General features: G+C 59.6%; 25 protein-coding genes. 1 reads left to right on the top strand and 24 read right to left on the bottom strand.

What is annotated here, in order from left to right; genetic code table 11:
• Positions 1-2: 2 nt before the first annotated feature.
• The 14 genes from AC56QQ_RS19745 to AC56QQ_RS19810 form a co-directional block, all read right to left on the bottom strand.
• Positions 3-986 (bottom strand): phage major capsid protein, encoded by a 984-nt coding sequence (locus tag AC56QQ_RS19745; RefSeq protein ID WP_489861169.1) that lies wholly within the window; start codon positions 984-986, stop codon positions 3-5.
• Between the two features lie 5 nt (positions 987-991).
• Complete coding sequence (locus tag AC56QQ_RS19750; protein WP_497123071.1) at positions 992-2,188, bottom strand: hypothetical protein; 1,197 nt, start codon at positions 2,186-2,188, stop codon at positions 992-994.
• Positions 2,189-2,446: 258 nt separating this feature from the next.
• A complete protein-coding gene (locus tag AC56QQ_RS19755) occupies positions 2,447-2,815 on the bottom strand; it encodes a hypothetical protein (RefSeq protein ID WP_489861166.1) in 369 nt (122 codons plus the stop codon).
• Entirely contained in the window at positions 2,815-4,065 is a 1,251-nt protein-coding gene (locus tag AC56QQ_RS19760) for a hypothetical protein (protein WP_489861165.1), read from the bottom strand. The genes AC56QQ_RS19755 and AC56QQ_RS19760 overlap by 1 nt, the downstream gene beginning before the upstream one ends.
• A gap of 1 nt (position 4,066) precedes the next feature.
• Positions 4,067-4,780, bottom strand: coding sequence for a hypothetical protein (locus AC56QQ_RS19765; RefSeq protein WP_497123072.1), 714 nt, complete (start codon positions 4,778-4,780; stop codon positions 4,067-4,069).
• On the bottom strand, positions 4,780-5,064 hold the full coding sequence (locus tag AC56QQ_RS19770; RefSeq protein WP_497123073.1) for a hypothetical protein: 285 nt from the start codon (positions 5,062-5,064) through the stop codon (positions 4,780-4,782). The genes AC56QQ_RS19765 and AC56QQ_RS19770 overlap by 1 nt, the downstream gene beginning before the upstream one ends.
• Positions 5,065-7,503 carry a hypothetical protein gene (locus tag AC56QQ_RS19775; RefSeq protein ID WP_497123074.1) on the bottom strand — a complete coding sequence of 813 codons (2,439 nt, stop codon included), beginning with the start codon at positions 7,501-7,503 and terminating at the stop codon, positions 5,065-5,067.
• Positions 7,504-7,766: 263 nt separating this feature from the next.
• Complete coding sequence (locus tag AC56QQ_RS19780) at positions 7,767-8,078, bottom strand: hypothetical protein (RefSeq protein ID WP_489861160.1); 312 nt, start codon at positions 8,076-8,078, stop codon at positions 7,767-7,769.
• Positions 8,079-8,198: 120 nt separating this feature from the next.
• Positions 8,199-8,522: a hypothetical protein gene (locus AC56QQ_RS19785; RefSeq protein ID WP_489861159.1), complete on the bottom strand. Its 324-nt coding sequence runs from the start codon at positions 8,520-8,522 to the stop codon at positions 8,199-8,201.
• Complete coding sequence (locus tag AC56QQ_RS19790) at positions 8,522-8,731, bottom strand: hypothetical protein (protein WP_489861158.1); 210 nt, start codon at positions 8,729-8,731, stop codon at positions 8,522-8,524. Before AC56QQ_RS19790 ends, AC56QQ_RS19785 begins: the two co-directional genes overlap by 1 nt.
• Positions 8,716-8,970: a hypothetical protein gene (locus AC56QQ_RS19795; protein WP_489861157.1), complete on the bottom strand. Its 255-nt coding sequence runs from the start codon at positions 8,968-8,970 to the stop codon at positions 8,716-8,718. The genes AC56QQ_RS19790 and AC56QQ_RS19795 overlap by 16 nt, the downstream gene beginning before the upstream one ends.
• The gene (locus AC56QQ_RS19800) at positions 8,967-9,182 is read right to left on the bottom strand and encodes a hypothetical protein (RefSeq protein WP_489861156.1); all 216 of its coding nucleotides are present in this window, start codon (positions 9,180-9,182) and stop codon (positions 8,967-8,969) included. Before AC56QQ_RS19800 ends, AC56QQ_RS19795 begins: the two co-directional genes overlap by 4 nt.
• A gap of 2 nt (positions 9,183-9,184) precedes the next feature.
• The gene (locus tag AC56QQ_RS19805; RefSeq protein ID WP_497123075.1) at positions 9,185-10,087 is read right to left on the bottom strand and encodes a hypothetical protein; all 903 of its coding nucleotides are present in this window, start codon (positions 10,085-10,087) and stop codon (positions 9,185-9,187) included.
• A gap of 86 nt (positions 10,088-10,173) precedes the next feature.
• Positions 10,174-11,574, bottom strand: a complete 1,401-nt coding sequence (locus AC56QQ_RS19810; RefSeq protein WP_489861154.1) for a hypothetical protein — start codon at positions 11,572-11,574, stop codon at positions 10,174-10,176.
• A gap of 111 nt (positions 11,575-11,685) precedes the next feature.
• Here AC56QQ_RS19810 and AC56QQ_RS19815 point away from each other — a divergent pair, with 111 nt between their 5' ends.
• Positions 11,686-12,024, top strand: a complete 339-nt coding sequence (locus AC56QQ_RS19815) for a hypothetical protein (RefSeq protein WP_489861153.1) — start codon at positions 11,686-11,688, stop codon at positions 12,022-12,024.
• Here the strand turns inward: AC56QQ_RS19815 and AC56QQ_RS19820 are convergent.
• The 10 genes from AC56QQ_RS19820 to AC56QQ_RS19865 all read right to left on the bottom strand — a co-directional run bounded on the left by AC56QQ_RS19820 (position 12,021) and on the right by AC56QQ_RS19865 (position 16,719).
• Positions 12,021-13,445: a hypothetical protein gene (locus AC56QQ_RS19820; protein WP_489861152.1), complete on the bottom strand. Its 1,425-nt coding sequence runs from the start codon at positions 13,443-13,445 to the stop codon at positions 12,021-12,023. The two genes, AC56QQ_RS19815 and AC56QQ_RS19820, sit on opposite strands and share 4 nt — an antisense overlap.
• Positions 13,423-13,896 carry a terminase small subunit-like protein gene (locus AC56QQ_RS19825; RefSeq protein ID WP_489861151.1) on the bottom strand — a complete coding sequence of 158 codons (474 nt, stop codon included), beginning with the start codon at positions 13,894-13,896 and terminating at the stop codon, positions 13,423-13,425. Before AC56QQ_RS19825 ends, AC56QQ_RS19820 begins: the two co-directional genes overlap by 23 nt.
• Positions 13,880-14,287: a helix-turn-helix domain-containing protein gene (locus AC56QQ_RS19830; RefSeq protein ID WP_489861150.1), complete on the bottom strand. Its 408-nt coding sequence runs from the start codon at positions 14,285-14,287 to the stop codon at positions 13,880-13,882. The genes AC56QQ_RS19825 and AC56QQ_RS19830 overlap by 17 nt, the downstream gene beginning before the upstream one ends.
• Entirely contained in the window at positions 14,284-14,658 is a 375-nt protein-coding gene (locus AC56QQ_RS19835) for a hypothetical protein (protein ID WP_489861149.1), read from the bottom strand. Before AC56QQ_RS19835 ends, AC56QQ_RS19830 begins: the two co-directional genes overlap by 4 nt.
• The gene (locus tag AC56QQ_RS19840) at positions 14,648-15,085 is read right to left on the bottom strand and encodes a hypothetical protein (RefSeq protein ID WP_489861148.1); all 438 of its coding nucleotides are present in this window, start codon (positions 15,083-15,085) and stop codon (positions 14,648-14,650) included. The genes AC56QQ_RS19835 and AC56QQ_RS19840 overlap by 11 nt, the downstream gene beginning before the upstream one ends.
• Positions 15,082-15,378, bottom strand: coding sequence for a DUF6074 family protein (locus tag AC56QQ_RS19845; protein WP_489861147.1), 297 nt, complete (start codon positions 15,376-15,378; stop codon positions 15,082-15,084). The genes AC56QQ_RS19840 and AC56QQ_RS19845 overlap by 4 nt, the downstream gene beginning before the upstream one ends.
• Positions 15,379-15,492: 114 nt before the next feature.
• Positions 15,493-16,026: a hypothetical protein gene (locus tag AC56QQ_RS19850; protein WP_489861146.1), complete on the bottom strand. Its 534-nt coding sequence runs from the start codon at positions 16,024-16,026 to the stop codon at positions 15,493-15,495.
• The gene (locus AC56QQ_RS19855) at positions 16,026-16,244 is read right to left on the bottom strand and encodes a hypothetical protein (protein WP_489861145.1); all 219 of its coding nucleotides are present in this window, start codon (positions 16,242-16,244) and stop codon (positions 16,026-16,028) included. The genes AC56QQ_RS19850 and AC56QQ_RS19855 overlap by 1 nt, the downstream gene beginning before the upstream one ends.
• The gene (locus tag AC56QQ_RS19860) at positions 16,241-16,531 is read right to left on the bottom strand and encodes a winged helix domain-containing protein (protein ID WP_489861144.1); all 291 of its coding nucleotides are present in this window, start codon (positions 16,529-16,531) and stop codon (positions 16,241-16,243) included. Before AC56QQ_RS19860 ends, AC56QQ_RS19855 begins: the two co-directional genes overlap by 4 nt.
• Complete coding sequence (locus AC56QQ_RS19865; protein ID WP_489861143.1) at positions 16,528-16,719, bottom strand: DNA-binding protein; 192 nt, start codon at positions 16,717-16,719, stop codon at positions 16,528-16,530. The genes AC56QQ_RS19860 and AC56QQ_RS19865 overlap by 4 nt, the downstream gene beginning before the upstream one ends.
• Positions 16,720-16,802 lie beyond the last annotated feature (83 nt).

Genomic DNA, 16,802 nt, shown 5'->3' on the forward strand with positions numbered 1-16,802 from the left:
CCTTATGCCGCGTCGAACAGGACGCCCTGAAGCGACCGGTTCGAGGTGACGAGATTGCCCATCCAGTAGAAGGGGATCACAACCGCATCCTGGTTGACGGGCTTCTTCTCGTCGTCCTGAGTCCACTGCGCCTCCTTATGCTGGTCGACGTAGACGTAGTCCGTGTTGAGGAAGTAGCCCTTCTCGGCCGTGGTCGTGAAATTCGTGTTGTCGTCGAACATCACGTCGGCGGTCTTGTACTTCAGGCCGATGAACCCGGACTGGGCCATGTCGGCATCCATGTACCTCTGAAGCTGCTGCTCACCGAGCTCGTACAGCGAGTAGAAGTCATGGCTGAAGGTGATGATGTCCGGCTTGTCGGCGCCGCGCGTCAACGAGAGCCAGAGCTTGTTCATGTCAGCCTTGAACGACGCCGCATTCGCTGCGGAAGGCGCCGCAGCAAGGTTGGTGCCGGTGGCCTCCAGGAACTTGTTGCGCCAGAACGTCCACATTGCGGAGTCAATGCCGCCGACCGTGCCCTGACCGTTGGTCTGGAGGATGTTGGCCAGGCCGCCGATCTGGTTAGACAGCGAGCCGTCCGAATACAGGTCGACAGAGAAGTTGTTCGCGGCGGTCTTCAGCGCATTGTTCTTCTTGGTTTTGACGAGGTTGATCATCGCGAACTTGCCGCTGTTCTGGCGAAGCTCCTTGCCGCTCGACACGACATGCAGCGCGACCTGCGCCCAGTCGAATTTCGCGGACGTGACGACATCCGAGCCGTTGGTGTTCAGCGTATCGAGGCCGGCATAGCGCTGGTAGGTGTTGTTCTCCGCGTACTCGAGCTGCACCTGAATTTCGGTGCCGCCGTCGAGATTGCGGATCTTGTTCTTCTTCTTCAGCCGGTTGAGGAAGGCGTTGTTCTTCGAAACGTTGTCCGCCACCTCGTTCGCGCTGTTGCGAAGCGTGGTGGACACCATTTCAGTGAAGGTGGTCGACGGACCAGCCATCGGGTTTAACCTTTCTGATTGCGCTCATAGACAGCGGCCAGCTCTTCATCTTCGGTGAGAGCCCGACCCTTGCCCGATGCTGTTGAGGGGATGTTGACGGCGGCGGCACGACGAGCGCCTTCGACCTTGGCGGCGCCATTGGTAGCGGCTGGCTTTGCAGCGGCTGCTTTAGCCCTAAGATCGGGATCGGCGTTCACGGCCATGTCGTAAGCCAGTCCGAAAACGGCCTCTTTCGAGGCGGCATCGCCGAGCTTCCTTCGCGCCTTGTGGATTGCTTCAACCATGTCGACTTCAGGGATTTCGGAGTAGAGCGGCTTGTCGGCTGACAAGCGGGTCAACTCGTCGGCGGCCGACTGCTGGTCGACGCGCTCCTGAAGCTTCTGGTTTATGCGGTCGTCGATCGTGGCGGGGTTATGGACAGATGAAAGCATCTGCTTAAGCCCGGCGATTTCCTGCCGCAATTCTGACTCGCCCTGCTGGACGGTTTGACCAAAGGCTGCCGCGATTTTGTCGCGCACGCCGTAGCTGTCGATGATCGCCATGATGGATTCGACGGGAGCCCGGTCCAGATTGGCCTGGGCGTTGAACAGGAAATCGATCGCCTTTGCTGGCGTGACGACTGACCCATCTGCCAGTTTGCGGCCCTTCTGCGGGTCGAAGTAGTGGGCATGCCGGTCGATTACCTCCTGGATCGGCTTGACCGTCGAAAGCTGCCGGCCGTGATCGGAAAGCCTGCTCTGCAGCTCTTGCTCGCGGGCAGCCACAAACGCCCGGATTTCAGCCGGCGTCTTCTCCCATGCGCCCTTGACGACATCGGCGCCCTGAAGGCCTTTCCAGTTGTCAGGCAGGGGAACCGAACCAGCGCCAGGCGTCAGACCATCGCCAGCCGGTTCCCCGCCATCACCGCCTTTCGGCGATGCCGTTGTGCCGGTCTCTTCCGTACGCTCTGGGCTGGCAAATTTGCCGCCTTCGCGTTCGGCGCCATTGTCGCGCTCGTTCTTGTTCCAGATTGCTTCAAGCGCGGAATCGTCGACGCCAGCATTGTCGTTCACGACGACATCAACAGTGGGGGTGGCTTCGGCAACGTTAGCGAGAGCGTTCATCGAAATTCCTCTGACACCTGAAGGCCCCGCTTCTTGCAAAACTCGGGGTTTTTGAATTTGCCCTTGGTCGGGGAAAGGCTGGGCTCGTACTCGACGCAATTGTGTTTCTTCAGATCGTCGCGCCGCTGAGAGCGCGAGCCGATAACCGCGCCGTTGATCGGCGAGCGGTATTCAGGAATGTCTGACATGACATTCGGCATGGTGATCTGACCCGCAAATGGCTTCTCCATCGGAGCGCCCGTCTGCCGGTCCACAAAGATGCCGTTTCGAAACACGTACCGAGCCATTTCAAGTCCCGCTTGGAGGCAGGACGAAGGGTGCGGTCGATCGGTGCGAAAAGATAAGCCGTTTGAAAAATCAGGCGAGCAGCAGGGCTGTCACGGCGTCATCGTCGGCCATGTCCGCCAAATAGCGCTGTATCATCAACTGGCCCATCGTCTGTTCAAGCATCGCGGCGCGGTCCACGGATGCAGGCCGATCCACAGGAATGCCTGCCTGTAGCGCGGCGATCACTTGCGGCGAAAGTTCCGGCCATGCAACCACTTCAACGATCGGCTCTTGCGGCTCGTTGAGGTCGACAATCTTGCCGTCTCGGATATACTTGATGGGACGACGGTAGAATCCGCCGTCGCCGCCAACGGGATGCGAGATGACAGGCGATTCCGCCGCAGTTGGGAAGTACCTGTTCGGAAAGTACCGCTTTCCGAAATAGCGATCAGCAAACATCAGCTCGGGTCCAGCGTCACGCCCAGGCGATTGCCGTCAGCATCGACCGATGCGACGATCCGGTCTTTAGTATCCGAAACATCGCGGAAAACAGCCGTCGCGGTGGTCATTCCGCTAGCCTTCCCAAGCAACGATGCGTTCTGCAGCCTGGTCGACTGGCGGAAGGTCAGTGCCCCATCCACAACCGTGTCATGAACAGCAGTCGCGACTGTAGCAGCGCTCGGTATATCCCCGACTGCGGCCGGGGCTGTGGGGATGTTGTCGGTCTTGGCCTTGATGGCGTTCACCGTGCCGTTCACGGTGCCGAAGTTGGTGTTGACCGTGCCGAATGCCGCTGCAATGTCTGATGCGTCGGCCGGGTCGGGCGGCAGATTGGCCGTTTTCGAGTTGATGCCGGAAAGCTGGGTGTCGAGGTTGGCCGTAGCCAGGCCGACAGCGGTTCGAACACCGGGCGCGTCTAGATCGTTGAAGCCGGTCACGCCGGTTCCTTTCGCAAGGACGATGTTCGTTCCTGCCGTCAAGAGGCGCGTGGTAGTTGACCACACAGCATCGAGCGCATTCGCCGCGAATTTTGCCGCTGTCAGCGCGCCGGCTGCAAAGGTGTTGGCAGTGATCGCGCCGGAGTTCCATGCAGTGCCGCCGGCATTGACCACGTTGACACCAAGCTGGGCGCTGGCGGTGTTCACCGCCGCATTGGCGATGTTCTTCACGTTCACCTCAATCACGCCGGCCGTCGAAGGCGTGGCCGCCGCGCTGCCGAGCAACTGCGTCATGTTCGAGGCGATCACGCCCGCCGTGACGCTGAGCTGGCCACTACCGGTGCCCGACGAAACCAAGACGCTCGCGCCGATGTCACGCGCGGTTTGCGCGGTTCCGGCGATGGCTGAAACGTCAACCCTGCCGTTTGCGTCGACAAGCTGGGTTCGGCCGCTGGTCGTGTCTCGGCGGAAAAGCTCGATCACCCGCGTGACCGGCGCCATATTGGCCTGGGTAATGTGAACCGTGTACTCTTCCGCGTCGGATGCCGACGCGATGGTCGTGTCCTCGTCGATCAGCAACGAATAGACGCCGGGCATGTTGGCAGCCGACAGTTCGGCAATCGTCGGCGTGGTGTAGACCGTTGCGGTGCCGCCGTTGCGGCTCCGGTAGACCGTAAAGGTGGTCAGACCCGTCTTGCGGGTTTTCAGGTCGGCGCTATCGACAGCGACGAAGTAGATGTTTTGGTCAATCTTTCCGCTTGGAATTCTCATCTCACGGCCCCAGCGCTACATCGCCATTGATGCCGACGCTAAAGAAGTCGACTTCGGTATCGGGATTCGCGCCGCCGATGCTCAAGCCTGTCCAGCCGGCCGCCGAAATAGAGCTGTCGGTGTTGTTGGTGAACGCTGGCTCTGATTGGCCGTCGTTCCAAATCTTCATGCTCAACGTGGTCCCGTTCACGCGAAACCGGAACCACACCCAGTTGTTTACGGCATAGTTGGGCGAAGGGCCGTTCGCGACTGCCCCGATGGTCGTCGAGGCTCCAGCCACATATTTCTGATCGCTTTGGGCGTAGAGTGTTCCCACATTTCGGCCAAGAAATGTGCCGATATAACCCGTCTCGGCACCCGCAGTACCCGCGCCCCGGATGGAGGCTCGCATGAACACTTCGCTGTCTGCGTATGCCTCGATGGCGCGCGCCCTGAAAAGCACCTCACAATCGGCTACAGCAGGAACGCGGTCCCACGACAAAGCCTGCCTGCTGGCAGACGTCTTGGCCCAGCGGAGGGCTTTGCCGCTCATCGCCGCCGCCACGTTCTGCACCAAAGGGACATCGGTAGTAGCCCAGCGTTGGGTCCAGTCGGACGGTCTCGCGCCTACCGCATATTCAGAAAAGTCGGTGCGGTATTGGTTGGACCCGATGATGGGAGCAAGCAGGCCCTCCATGAACTGGATCGGTTGGCCGGGATAAAACTGATCAAACATTAGCTGTTCAGATCCACCGCAGCGACAGCATCGGCCTTGGCTTTCAAAGCCGTAAATTCGGTTGTCATCTTGGCGAGCTGGGCCTTCACCGCCGCCTCATAGGCGTTACCGGTGCCGAAGGCGTTCACGGTCGCGACGACCTCGACGAAGTCGTTCGGAATGGCGGCGAGTGCGGCCGATGCCGTGCCAGCGTTCGCCTTGACCTTCAACATGACCTGACGCTGATCGCTCAGGCGCGCGGCGATTGCGGCCATGCCAACTTCGATTTCACTGGTGGTTGCCATTTACTGCATTCCCTGTTGCTGTGGAGGCTGGACGGTTTCAACGCCGGCCGGGCGCCCCTGCTGGTCCTTGATGATCCGCTTCGGTGCCGTCAGCGCCTTGGTGACTTCGATCATGAAGTGGCCGAACATCTGCCGTTGCGCGGCGAGTTCCTTCAGAACTGCCTCGCCTCCAATCGGATCGATCTGGATCGGCGGAGGCACAATGCCGTTGGCGGCCAAGACCTGGTTCTGATCGGTTGCAGCCGCGATCTGTTTGGAGCGCAGATCGAACTGCTTTTCCTTCATCGTCATGTCGTGCTGCTCGCGGGCAAACTGCATGTATTGCGCGGCCTGTTCGCCTTTGATTTTCGCATCAGCAGCTTTTGCCGCCGCGTCCGCCTCTCGCGCCTTCGCTTCCGCTTCAGCTTTTTGTTGTTCGGGGTTAGGCTTTGGTGTCTCAGGCTGTTCGGCTTTCGCCTTGGCATCGGTGACCATCTTTTCCAGAACGTCTTCGACAGACTTGCCGAGGTTGAACAGGCGCGAGTTCGCCGCGAAGATTTCGACGGCAACCTCTTTCGGAAGCTCGCCAGACTGGACCATCGGGCCGACAGCAGCCCAATAGGCGCCGGCGCCTTGGAGGAATTCCGCTGCTTCGGCCTTCTGCCGCGACAGGTCCGCCTTCACTGTGGAATCGCTTTCGACATCGATGCGGTACATGGTCGATAGCTTTTGCGTGAAAAGCTGCTGAACGGCCTGCATCTGCGCCAGCTTGGCCTGCCGGGCTTTCTCCGCCATCTGCGCGGCCTGGGCGGCCTGCTGATACTGCTGCATCGTGTCGGGAGGCAGCTGCGCGCCCTCCGGAGGTGGCGGCGGCGGTTGAATGGGCGTGAGATCCTGTTGCGTCGGGATGATCTGGACGCCTGTCATCTGCTGGAGCGTCTCATGTGAGAATTTGGCCGGGATGATTTCCGACATCATCACGAACAGGTCACGCGCGCCGCGCTCCATCATGCGCTGCATCTTCTGGATGCGCAGCGAACCCCATTGCGTCTTGATCTGCTGGGCGCCAAGCGTCTCGCTGGCCTGAGAAGCACCGCGAACGATGTCCGAAATGCCGGTGATTTCGTATATGGCCTGCTTCGTCTGCTCACGGGCGTTGTACAGCTCGCGCAGAACGAGAATGAACTTTTCGACCGGCCAAAACGCGACGGCACCAGCCAAGCCGCCATTCGCCGCCCAGATTTCAGCATTGCCGATCGGGACAAATTCCGTGTCGTCGGCCGCTAGCATGTTGGCAATGTCGCCGGCATCGCCCGAATACCAGCCTTTGACCTTCATGTGGCCGGTAATGATGTTGATGCGCTTGGTGGTGAGGTCCAGCTCATCCGCGAGCTTGGAATAAATCGAGAATGGATTGACCGGCATCAGCCGCCCGGTGAGTTCGATCGGCTGCACGGGCGTTGCGATCGGGAAGAAGTTTGACAGGCCCAGAGGGTCGTCGACTGTCTTCAGGATCACACCCTGGTCATCGACGAAATAGACCTTGCGGCTGGTCCTACACCAGATTTCCCAACCCGTCAGGTCGCTGTCAGATTCGCCGCGCGCCTTCTTCTCCTGGTCGGTCGTCTGCATGCCGATCAAAGCGGTATCGAATGCAGCGTCTTCGTTTTCGCGCGAAACGACGAACCGGAACGCCATCCACGGGCAATCGCTCCAGCGCTTGGCAGGGCCATGACGGAAATCGCGCCAGCTTACGGCTTCGAAGTCGATGCGCTCGTTTGCGAGGCGTTCCATTCCTGGTTGCGCCACCACGTCGTTTGGCAGATTGGTCCCGTTGCCAGCCATTCCGGCGCCTGTGGATTGAGGCCGCACATAGCCTCCAGCCGATCCGCCGTTGCCTGCCTTGTCTCCGCTGTCTCCGCCGGCAGCATCAGCTGCGTCTTCTGCGGCGCTTGGCGTCTCGCCTTCGGATGTGTCTTCGAGGTCATCGGTCACGTCCTTCACGAAATCGCTTTTGAAACGAAGCCTGACGACACCACGGCCCGCTAGGAACGCGTCTTGCGCCTCCGCCTCCAGTTCGACCTGAAGCTTCGAATCGTCGACCTGGACCTTTATCGACCGCTCGATGATTTCGGCCACGTCCTTGCCGGCTGGGTCTTCATCGGCAAATCGGCGGCGAACGTCTGGCGCGGGCGGGCTGTTGATGACCGCCGGCACGATGGTTTCGACGTTGGCGTACAGAATGTTGAAATCGTAAGTGCTGCCAAGTGTGGTCGACGAGTTGTAATCACGGCTCGATACCTCGCCCGTGAAGGCTTTGACGGCCTTTTCGGCATCGTCCAGCCACTGCTTTTCAAGCTTGGTAGCGGCCTCTATGCGGGCAAGCCATTTGGCACCCTCGTCGCGGAGGGCCTTCCCCTGTTTCTGCTGGTCAGTGGTGAGCTTGTCCGCCTTGGCCATTCCAACACGATGGCGGAAGCACGCACGAAAACATAAGCCGTTTGGAGATTCGATATTTCCGTCACAGCCGGCCAAATGCTGACCAACCGTCAGGGCGCTGCGATTTTCGATGCGCTACGATGTTTTGACTGAATACGTAAACGCCCGCCAGCGAGGGCCGGCGGGCGCACTCAGGCGGAAGCGGCGCGGGTTTAGCCTAGCCGATAACAAAGTTAGGGTACAGGCGAGCATGGTGCAGCGACAAATGCACAACCAAGCGATTCTTAGTCTACAGTCACTATTGCGACGTTGAAATTGTCGGCAGGGAATAGGCGGTCGCCAGTATCCAGCGCCTTGTTTCTAAGGACCACCCATTCAGTTTCCCAATCGATGGCGATTGTCGTTGTCGTGCTGTACGTATTCTTAGTGACATCTGTCAGCAGGGCTATGAATCGATCACGTTCCTTGTTTTGGAAACTCAGTCTGCTTGAGGCGTTGTCGAACGTGACACCTGGGCTAGACATCGTCAATGCACGATCCATAACTTGTGCTACAGCTAGCACTCTCCCTGGTCCAACCACTTTAGCTTCCGGCATTTTATTTTCCTCCCTGTTTTGAGTGCATTCCTAAATGCTTTTCGACTACAGCTGCCGGATCCGCCGTAGTCAATTACGGAAAAAGTACTAGGTCAAAAGCTTCGGGGATCGATCTTCGAATCACTCTTCGCGAACCGGCTTGAATTTACGCACGATCATTTCGAACAGAATATCCGAGATCCACATTGCCGAGACGCCAATCAGGAACGCTGCTGCCAGCGTTGTCGTGTCGTCAGCGGGGGCCGGGATCGGCAAACCGGTTGCCTTGAAGTAGGAAACCGCCGGCAGGGTCAGATACGCTGCCGCCAGGGCCCCACAGATAGGCGAGGCCACCATTTCACGGAGCTTGTACCGGTGCCGTGACAGAGCCCGCAGGATGCCGCCTGAAAGGCCGGCAACGAGCACGGGAGCCTTGATGCCAAGGAGTTCGAAGAAATCATGCATCACGGCTTCCATCCGCACCAGTCAACGCCCTTGGCATTGAATGAGTTCATCTCGTCCAGTTCGGCACGACTCATCACCTGAACGACTACGAGCGATGGCCGGCGCGGCGTGTTGTGGTCGCACCAGACTTTGCGCGGGTCGGCGACCGGCGCCGTCGTGACGCATGCTGAGAGAACCATGAACACTGGGATTGTCAGCGCTTTGCCCATTTGGTGGCCTCCGCCCGCGCCTGGTCGTCTGTCATGCCGGCGGCCTGCCGCTCTGCCGCTGTGGCCTCGCGGTCCATCTCCAGACGATCCTGAGCCGCGGCTAGCTCTTTGGCTGCCTGCTTTGCCTTCTCTCGCGCACTCCCCTTGCGATAGGCCGTCCAGAGCCCGGCAAGTGCCATGACGCCAGCGAGGAGATACGGCCAAAGCTGTTCGATGAGCGCTGTGGCGATCGGGATCATTTGCCAATCCTCGTCTTCGCCCGAATACGACCCCAGATCATTCCGACACTTGTTGCAAAGCCGATCAGCGACGCCCCGAGCTCATGAATGTTCCCGGTGAAGTCGCCTGTGGAAAAGTCGATGTTGATGCCGGCCAGACCGACGGAATTGAGCAGCGAGAAGACGCCAGCCCAGACCGCAAGCGACTGCCACCATGGCTTTGCATTTTCCATCACTATTTCCTCTTGAAGATTGCGCCGACGACGGCGAACAGCAGGCGCCAGAGCCAATTCCGTTCGACAGTCACGGTTTCGGTAGTCGGTGTCGGCGCGGGATAGATGATTGGCGGGGCCGAAGGGGGTGCAGGCGGCGCTACGGGAGGCGCGGCGGGTTGCGGAGCCGCTGGAGCCGGAACGATCACCGAGACGGGGTTCGCAGGCTCGGGCGTTGTCTCGTCGCCGGCTTCTTTCCCGGCATAGCCGCCCGCTTGCAAGGCGGCCTCGAACGCCCTCGCGTAACCGGCGATGGTCGCACCGTTGCGCTTCACGTCCGCGTTGATAATCGATCGCGCATTGATGTAGTCGGCCGTGGTGCTGGTGATGTAGTCGGCCAGCCTCTTGCCGGTGAACAAGCCCCGAAGCATGCCAACGAACATGATCAGCACCGCGATTTTCGGCTTCAACGCTAGATCCGGATTCGCGACGAGATCAACGCCGATGGCCAAGCCTATCTTGGCGTACATCTCTTTGCCGGTGACCTGCGGCAGGCCCCGCCCGCGATAATCCCAACCATCATTCGGGCCAGTGTTGCCCATCCGGCCGCCGTAGACGAAATTGGCGAGCTTCTGCGGCTGGCGGACATATCCAAGCGTGCTGGCCGCTGTTGGGAAGCGGGAAGGCCACGCCTTCATCATCGCCTCTGTCGAGTAGTTCAGGTTTTCCGATATCGGCTGCATCGACGAGCCAACTTCGTGATATGGCGTGGCCAGGATGTAAGCAAGTTGCCGAAGCGGCACATCGCGCGCCTGGGCTTCGTCCAGGATCAAATCGAGGATTGCGACCTGACCGCTGGAAAGGCTCGTGCCGAAAACGCCCGAGTTCCGTGAGCGAAGAGCGGCATAGAAAGCGCTGCGATCCATGATTTTCCCTGCGGGTTGCGAACCGGCGCAGGATGGTAGGAAGTATGCGAAAACTATAGCCGCTTGGTTTTGAGGTTACCGCGCCGTCAAAGGCTTAGCCTCCATCCAGCGTTCGCCAGTTTGACATTAGCGCCGGATGTGTTTGCCCAGTATATGTTCGTCGATTCGAGCACCAAGTTGACCGGAGGGAACACGCCAATCCCCCACATTTGGCTCCAGACCCATGAAAAAGGCGGTGGATTGGTGGTGTTGTTGAAAGCTCCATATGAATTGTTGGGAGCTAGCATAAAACCCGTGCCATCTCCGCCAGGTGCGGATGCCACCGGCGTTACGAAAATCTCAGACGCTATTGGCGGGACGAATGCCGAGACTGAAACCGCCGTCCATGTTGGCGCCGAAATGCTCCCGCTGTTCCCGGACGCCAAGATTGGCATCCCTGTGGGGTTTGTCCCAATCGTCAATTGAGCTCGGGTTCCATACTGGATCATGCGCCAGAGGTTGGACGAAGCATCGTTTCGAAAGGCACTGACCAGCGTTTTGTGGGTGTAGGTCGCGGGAAGCGTTGGGGCTGATGCTGATGCCGAAATCAGCCCGATTGTGGTGGTGCCGTTCCAGCAGACCCAGCCATAATACCAAGTGTTCGAAGCTTCCGCGCCGGTATCGAGACCATTGGCCCCCGATGCCGTGATATCGGCAGTCACGTTGACGGCGGTCAGCCGAACCGCATTGCCGCTTGCATCCTCGACCGAGAGCGCGTCTGCGGTGATTGCCACCTGGGTGGCGCTTGAGATGGTGACCTTCAGATTTCGGAACCCGGCGACGAGCTGCTGTTTTGTGCTGAGCAACATCGTACCGTCGGCATCAGGGACAGACACCGTGCGCGTCGTCGCAGTCGTGATCCCCGAGACCTGAAGTTTCAGCTTTTTGGTGGCGTCGGTCTCGTCGACAAAAAAGGTCGTGTTGTCCTCAAGGCTCTTGTTCTTCAGGGTTTCGGTTGCGGTCGACGAGTACGGCGGCACAGCGGCGCGCTGATAGCCGACACATGTCCAGTTGCCGCTGCCCAGAGACCGAAGGGTCATGATGTCGCCAGCCGCCGTGGTGATGTTCTGGGCTCCAGGCAGGATCAGGCTTGTAGCGTTGTGTGTCAGCGTCAGAATGCCGGCGAACGTCAGAACGCGGACGGCGCCCGCCACCACTGTGCCGAAACCGGTAATCGTCACGGTTCCGGTGATGGTGACTGTCACGCCCGTTGCGTTGGCCAAATTGACCGTCGCAGCAGATGCCATATTTGCGCCGGCTGCATTGAGATTGTCGTTGCCACCCACCGCGCTCGATGCGCCGGAGCCGCCGGCCGTTACCGGCCTCGCGGCGTTTGCGTCGGCTACCAGATCGTCGACCAGCGCGTTGTATTTCGCGCTTTCGATCGTGGTGTTTGGTGTTCCAGCGGTCCCCGGAGGGGCCGAATATACTCCACCAGCGCGAGGCATAGCCGCTCCAATCCTATTGGTCGGCGCTAGGGTGCTGATGCCTCTACGAAAAGATAAGCCGTTTGAATTCGCCTTGGCTTCGGGTCTATCGTGTCAGCGGGGGAAATCGTGATGGACCAGAATAGCGGTTGCTTGCCGGTCTTGCTGGTGATCGGCATCGGCTTATGGTTTGCTTTCGGACACCCGGCCAAGACCGTTGCTGACTGGTACTGGCCGAACGATGCCGCGCCCTGGGAAACAGTCGACGCGTTCTACTATCCAAACAAAGGCGACCTGGGCACTGTCCGCGAGCAGCATGGATTGGCCGATGTACAGAGCTGCCGCGATTGGGTGAACGCCCAGGCCTACGCTGATGGCGACCCGACCATGACACGCTCTGACTATGAATGCGGCTTGGGCGAGCCAGAGCCTTACGGGATACTGAAAATCTACCGCGCTACAGTCGACTAGCGTCCCGCCCGCCGCCGTCTGACCATGGCGTCAACAGCATCCTTCACCGACTGATTGCTTCGGATCGATCCGTCAGGCATCGCCTGATAGGTGCCGGGGTCACCAGCAGGTTTCACCACTGCCACGATTGCTTCGCGCCAGGCGAGGCCTAGATACCGGAACGCGGAGGCGTAGTGTTCCGCCCAGTTCTTGACCGGGGTCGACAGAAACACCTTCTTCTCGTCGTCCCATTCCCGACGAAAGGCCTTCAGGCCCTCGATGCCATCGGCCACCCGTTCATTGTTCGCGAACCGGGCGAGCTTGATTGTCTGCCGGCCGGCGTTCACCCCATCGGCAAAGCTCGCTATGCCGACCATCTTCGGCTTGCGGCCATGATCCTTCAGTGTTTGCAGCCGCGTGCGCGCCGTTCCCCACTGCGGATGCATGATGTCATGCGGAACGTAGTCGTTGCCCTTGTAGCCCTTGTCGTCGAGCCACTTGCACCAGTCGGCGAGGTCTTCGCTGTCGGGTAGGTAGAAATCGACGATGATGGGCGTGCCGTCGATGACCTGAAAACACCAGATCGGGTTGTTGGACGCCTTACCCAGATCCCAGACCGTGTGAACCGGGTAGGCCTCATTGACCGCAATGGGTTTGCCAATGCGGCCTTCCCGCTCCGCCTTCGCTACTTCAGAACCCCAATACGAGCCCACCAGCGCGCCCGCGAACGAGCAATAGAATTCCTGGTCAATCAGGAGGTCGGCAACCTCTTTGCCGAACAGGCCGGTGTAAATCACCCGCTGCTCTTCGATGTCCTCCTGCGATATCGCCTGTGTGGCATCGACGCCCAGCACTTCCGTGAACCACCCGCGCGGGTTCGACTGCGGATGAAAGGCATTGCCCTTTGTCGCGTCCAGCATGCCCTTGGCGTGGTTGTTGCCGCGCGGCGTGGTGATGAATGAGGCCCAGCCACCATTTTCAGCCAGAATCGGCGACAGGTACGCCCACGCCGCCGGCTTAGCCAATGCCCATTCCGAGAAGGTGATCCCGACCGGTGGCGATCCAACCAGGCTGTTGAAGTTATCCGAGCCGACAACCTGAAACGTCGATCCGACCTTGAAGCGGATGAACATCTCATTGTCGTTCATGTTCTCGATTAGAGGCTCTGGGAAGGCCTCGAACAGTCGGCGCTTGGCAGTGTGAGGGTTCACCGCGTTCCAGATGGCTTTGCGGGCCTGTGCGGCCTCCGGCAACATGTGCCAGTAGGTGCCCGGCCGCTCATGGGCGGACACGGCGTGCATGTTCAGGTTGATTTCATCCTTGCCGGCGCGGCGGTGCCAGAACAAGAGCTGGCGCCTACAGCCTTGCTCCCAAGTGTCCCATGCTTTCTTCTGATACCAGCGTGGCCGCCAGCCGGCGTTAGGAAGCTGGATTGTCGGCATCAGGCTTTTCCGCCTCTGAGAGCTTCAGCACCTGAACGACCAGCGGCCCGCCGTCGGGATCGGTGAGCGCGACCTTGGCCCCGTATTTCTTCGGCCGCATGCGCTCTGCTATCCATTTGCGCGTGTCGATGCGCAGCCGCGACCGCTGGATATGCTCGCTGTTGACCTGCTCATAGGTCGAGCCGTCCGCATTCGTCTTGGTGATGTAGTCGTTGCTGCCGTCGTCGGCGATGTCGGGCATTTCATCCACATGCACGTCAGCCTGGAGTTCACGCGCACGCGTGTACTGGTCGCAGAACGCCGCCCGCGCCGGATCAAGTAGCCATCGCAACACGGTCGACTTGTTCGGCATGTCTTCATGCAGACAAATCGAGCGGAGGCTGTTGCCCTCTGCCAACCGCTGGCAAATGGTGTCCGCCAGATCCTGGGTGAAATCACTTGGCCGCGCCATTGCTCGCCTCCTTCAACCTTATCTGCACCAGCCGCACATTGATCCCGAGCTGTTTTGCAATCTCTCGGGCTGAGAGACCCAGCGCCTTCATGTCCTTGATCGACTTGCGCCGCTGTAAAGCGAGTTGCCGACCCCTATGTTTGAAAGGCCGTTTGACCCGCACGTCACCTTTTTCGCGCGCCCGCTTGACGTACTGAACGACCGTTGTCGGCGAAATGTCTAGACACTCCGCGATGGTCTCGTACGTCGCCATGTCCTGGTACATATCGAGCGCGCGGTTTCGGTTGCGCACTACGGCGTCAACCGCCTTGCCGCCCTTCTTATTGAAGGAGGAATAGGCATGAAATGGGAGGGAAGCACGATGCTTTGGCTTGGACATCCCGTGGTTCATTTGTCGCCATCCGTGTCATCGGCGCGCCAAAATGATTTGTATGGCTTGGGCTTTGGTAGAAGCTCGCCTCCCCGATACTCGTAGTTGCCGCCTTCTTCGGCGCGCCATATGGCGTTCTCCTGCCGGTGCTTACTTAGCGTGGCGCCAGTGGGTCGATATTCGACCAACAGCTCAAGGCTGGCATACATCCTCTTCGGAGGATCGATCCGGTACCAAACGCCGCCATGAAGGAAGAAACGTTGAAAGCCGAGCTCCGTTAGGTTGCTCATGCGCAACTCGCAGATCGCGCCATCTTCTTTTGCGTCGCCGATCGGTCGCCAGGGGTTTTCCCGTTCAAGCCTCTCACGCTCTCGCCGCTCATCAATGGTCATCCTGCTTCCCTTTCGATGCGAGGTAATCGGCAACGCTGACTTGCCGGACGGCCGAGGCCGCACCGAATGTGCCGAGCTGGGAGGTGTTGAAGGCCCGCTTGCCTTTCGGATCGAATTTCGCCGAGGCTCCCTTCCGCAACCAGCCTGGAGCCTTGGCCGCGTTGCCCCTCAGGCGATGCTCAGCCTTGCGCTGCTTTTTGGCTTCCTGCTTTGCCTTGCGGCTGGGCTTGGCCTCCCGTTCGGTAGCCAGCCCTTTGGACAGGATCTTGGTCGAGATCCAGTCAGCCCGCTTTTCGGCCGCCGATACGGGCGAGCCTTCCAGCCGATCGACCACACGCCAAGCCTGGGCATTGGTTTCGAACGGACCAGCAGCGACACAGCTCCCGTCGACAACGACGAAGCCGTCCTCAGTTTCAACCACTGTCATGCGACATGCCCTCCCTCTGGCTTGTTGCTTCGATAGGAGAGCCGGATGATTTCCGCCTGCACAGCCGACCAGAACGCGCCTAGATGCTCGTCTTGTTCGCTGTCCGATATGCCGGTTCTTGCCATTTGCCGGATCAGGCCATCGGTGACTTGGTCGCGGTAGGATTCCGCCGCTTTGTCGGTTGGCTTGGCAAGCATCTTTTCAGCTGTCGAACGAATGCGACCGACCCGTTTTCCCATCGGGAACAGGATGATTTGACAGGGAGTCGGCCAGTCAAACAGCGTTGGCTGCATGCTCGCCTCCCGCCGTTACCATCTGGTAGGATAAGGATGTCACAGAAACCATGACGGTTTGCTCTACAAAGCACCCGGTTCCGTCATGCTTCTTATGACAGCGCGTCCTAGAAATCATGACGCCCTCCTACGGTTCGTCATGGAAGTTAGGACAGGGTCGTCATTGTTTTCATGACGGGTTTTTGTTTTCCGTCGCAGGCCGTTGGTGCCAGTCGGATTGTTGGCACTCGGGCCTTTCACCGGAAACTCTCGGTCGGGGCGCCAGTCGCGGTAGAGCTTCCTGCCGTCCTGCTGCTTGTCGGTCCCAGGCATCTTGATTTCGGTGATTTCGTAAGACGGGCACTTTGCCGCGCCCTCCACACCTAGGCATGCAGCTTCCGTTTGAAACAGAAAGCCCTTCCGTTGGAGATCCCGGAAGCCTTCGGCGGCTGTATCGGTTGCACACCCCATACAGGCCGCCGCCTGCCGCACACTCAGCCTTATCTTGCCGTTATTGTTGGCATCAGGGCCGCGCCATTCGAGCTTGACCCATGGATAAAGCGCCTGAGCCGTAGAAGAGAGCGCGCGCCACGCGGGTTGCTCCATTGTGTGGCGAATAATCTTGGTGAAATGCTCGCCCGGCGGGTTTCGTCCGTTGCCCTTCCCCATCAGTGCGCCCTCGCCCGGATCAGCGCCGCTTGCCGGCAGGCCTCGACCGCGTCTTTGAGCGGCAGAGCGAACTTCTCCTGCAATTGGGGAATTATCGCCTTGGTACGATCGGCCGAACCGGTGGCGAGCCATGCCGCCGCCTCAGCGACAGCAAGGTCGACGGCAGGCCAATTCCATTGCGGCGCCTCGTCCGCGTTCAACTCGTCGGTGCCACTCATGCCGCCCGCTCCGCAGGCTCAATGATGCTGGTGGGTGACTCCAACTTGTACCGGCCATGTACCCCGGAAAAAGGCCCGCCGTGGCTTTCGCGCTTTGTCGAGATCACGAACCCATCGCGCCGGAGAAGATAGACGGCATGAGCGACCCTGACGCCGGTTGGCAACTCCAGGGACGTGATGCCGGCGGCACCGGCCTTGATCAGTTTTTCCATCATCCAGGCGGCTCTACCGTCTAGTCTCTTCACGGCGCCATCCGGCTCGACCTTAACAAGAAGGGAGTACTTCATGCCGCGTCCTCCATGAAGAATTTGGTAAGGTTGGATCGCTCGGCGACCCATCGACCTCCCACCTTGCGCGCCGGCAGTTCGCCCTTTTCCAGCATGTGAAATGTCGCCCGCTGGGTGCGGCCAATGAATACGGATATGGCGTCGGCTCCCCATACCAACTCCAAACTATGGTCGGATTTCGTAGACAAATCGTGCTCCTTTCGTTCACGGGTGCAACTTGCATCTATTGCCAAGAAGTACCCGGAACTGTGGATGAGTGCAAGTCGCACTC

It is taken from the genome of Mesorhizobium sp. RCAM 05099 (assembly GCF_059683685.1).

Coding starts and splice junctions, on each gene's coding strand:
- AC56QQ_RS19745 (WP_489861169.1), bottom strand. CDS start 986: ATGGCTGGTCCGTCGACCACCTTCACTGAAATGGTGTCCACCACGCTT.
- AC56QQ_RS19755 (WP_489861166.1), bottom strand. CDS start 2,815: ATGTTTGCTGATCGCTATTTCGGAAAGCGGTACTTTCCGAACAGGTAC.
- AC56QQ_RS19760 (WP_489861165.1), bottom strand. CDS start 4,065: ATGAGAATTCCAAGCGGAAAGATTGACCAAAACATCTACTTCGTCGCT.
- AC56QQ_RS19765 (WP_497123072.1), bottom strand. CDS start 4,780: ATGTTTGATCAGTTTTATCCCGGCCAACCGATCCAGTTCATGGAGGGC.
- AC56QQ_RS19770 (WP_497123073.1), bottom strand. CDS start 5,064: ATGGCAACCACCAGTGAAATCGAAGTTGGCATGGCCGCAATCGCCGCG.
- AC56QQ_RS19775 (WP_497123074.1), bottom strand. CDS start 7,503: ATGGCCAAGGCGGACAAGCTCACCACTGACCAGCAGAAACAGGGGAAG.
- AC56QQ_RS19780 (WP_489861160.1), bottom strand. CDS start 8,078: ATGCCGGAAGCTAAAGTGGTTGGACCAGGGAGAGTGCTAGCTGTAGCA.
- AC56QQ_RS19785 (WP_489861159.1), bottom strand. CDS start 8,522: ATGCATGATTTCTTCGAACTCCTTGGCATCAAGGCTCCCGTGCTCGTT.
- AC56QQ_RS19790 (WP_489861158.1), bottom strand. CDS start 8,731: ATGGGCAAAGCGCTGACAATCCCAGTGTTCATGGTTCTCTCAGCATGC.
- AC56QQ_RS19795 (WP_489861157.1), bottom strand. CDS start 8,970: ATGATCCCGATCGCCACAGCGCTCATCGAACAGCTTTGGCCGTATCTC.
- AC56QQ_RS19800 (WP_489861156.1), bottom strand. CDS start 9,182: ATGGAAAATGCAAAGCCATGGTGGCAGTCGCTTGCGGTCTGGGCTGGC.
- AC56QQ_RS19805 (WP_497123075.1), bottom strand. CDS start 10,087: ATGGATCGCAGCGCTTTCTATGCCGCTCTTCGCTCACGGAACTCGGGC.
- AC56QQ_RS19810 (WP_489861154.1), bottom strand. CDS start 11,574: ATGCCTCGCGCTGGTGGAGTATATTCGGCCCCTCCGGGGACCGCTGGA.
- AC56QQ_RS19815 (WP_489861153.1), top strand. CDS start 11,686: ATGGACCAGAATAGCGGTTGCTTGCCGGTCTTGCTGGTGATCGGCATC.
- AC56QQ_RS19820 (WP_489861152.1), bottom strand. CDS start 13,445: ATGCCGACAATCCAGCTTCCTAACGCCGGCTGGCGGCCACGCTGGTAT.
- AC56QQ_RS19825 (WP_489861151.1), bottom strand. CDS start 13,896: ATGGCGCGGCCAAGTGATTTCACCCAGGATCTGGCGGACACCATTTGC.
- AC56QQ_RS19830 (WP_489861150.1), bottom strand. CDS start 14,287: ATGAACCACGGGATGTCCAAGCCAAAGCATCGTGCTTCCCTCCCATTT.
- AC56QQ_RS19835 (WP_489861149.1), bottom strand. CDS start 14,658: ATGACCATTGATGAGCGGCGAGAGCGTGAGAGGCTTGAACGGGAAAAC.
- AC56QQ_RS19840 (WP_489861148.1), bottom strand. CDS start 15,085: ATGACAGTGGTTGAAACTGAGGACGGCTTCGTCGTTGTCGACGGGAGC.
- AC56QQ_RS19845 (WP_489861147.1), bottom strand. CDS start 15,378: ATGCAGCCAACGCTGTTTGACTGGCCGACTCCCTGTCAAATCATCCTG.
- AC56QQ_RS19850 (WP_489861146.1), bottom strand. CDS start 16,026: ATGGGGAAGGGCAACGGACGAAACCCGCCGGGCGAGCATTTCACCAAG.
- AC56QQ_RS19855 (WP_489861145.1), bottom strand. CDS start 16,244: ATGAGTGGCACCGACGAGTTGAACGCGGACGAGGCGCCGCAATGGAAT.
- AC56QQ_RS19860 (WP_489861144.1), bottom strand. CDS start 16,531: ATGAAGTACTCCCTTCTTGTTAAGGTCGAGCCGGATGGCGCCGTGAAG.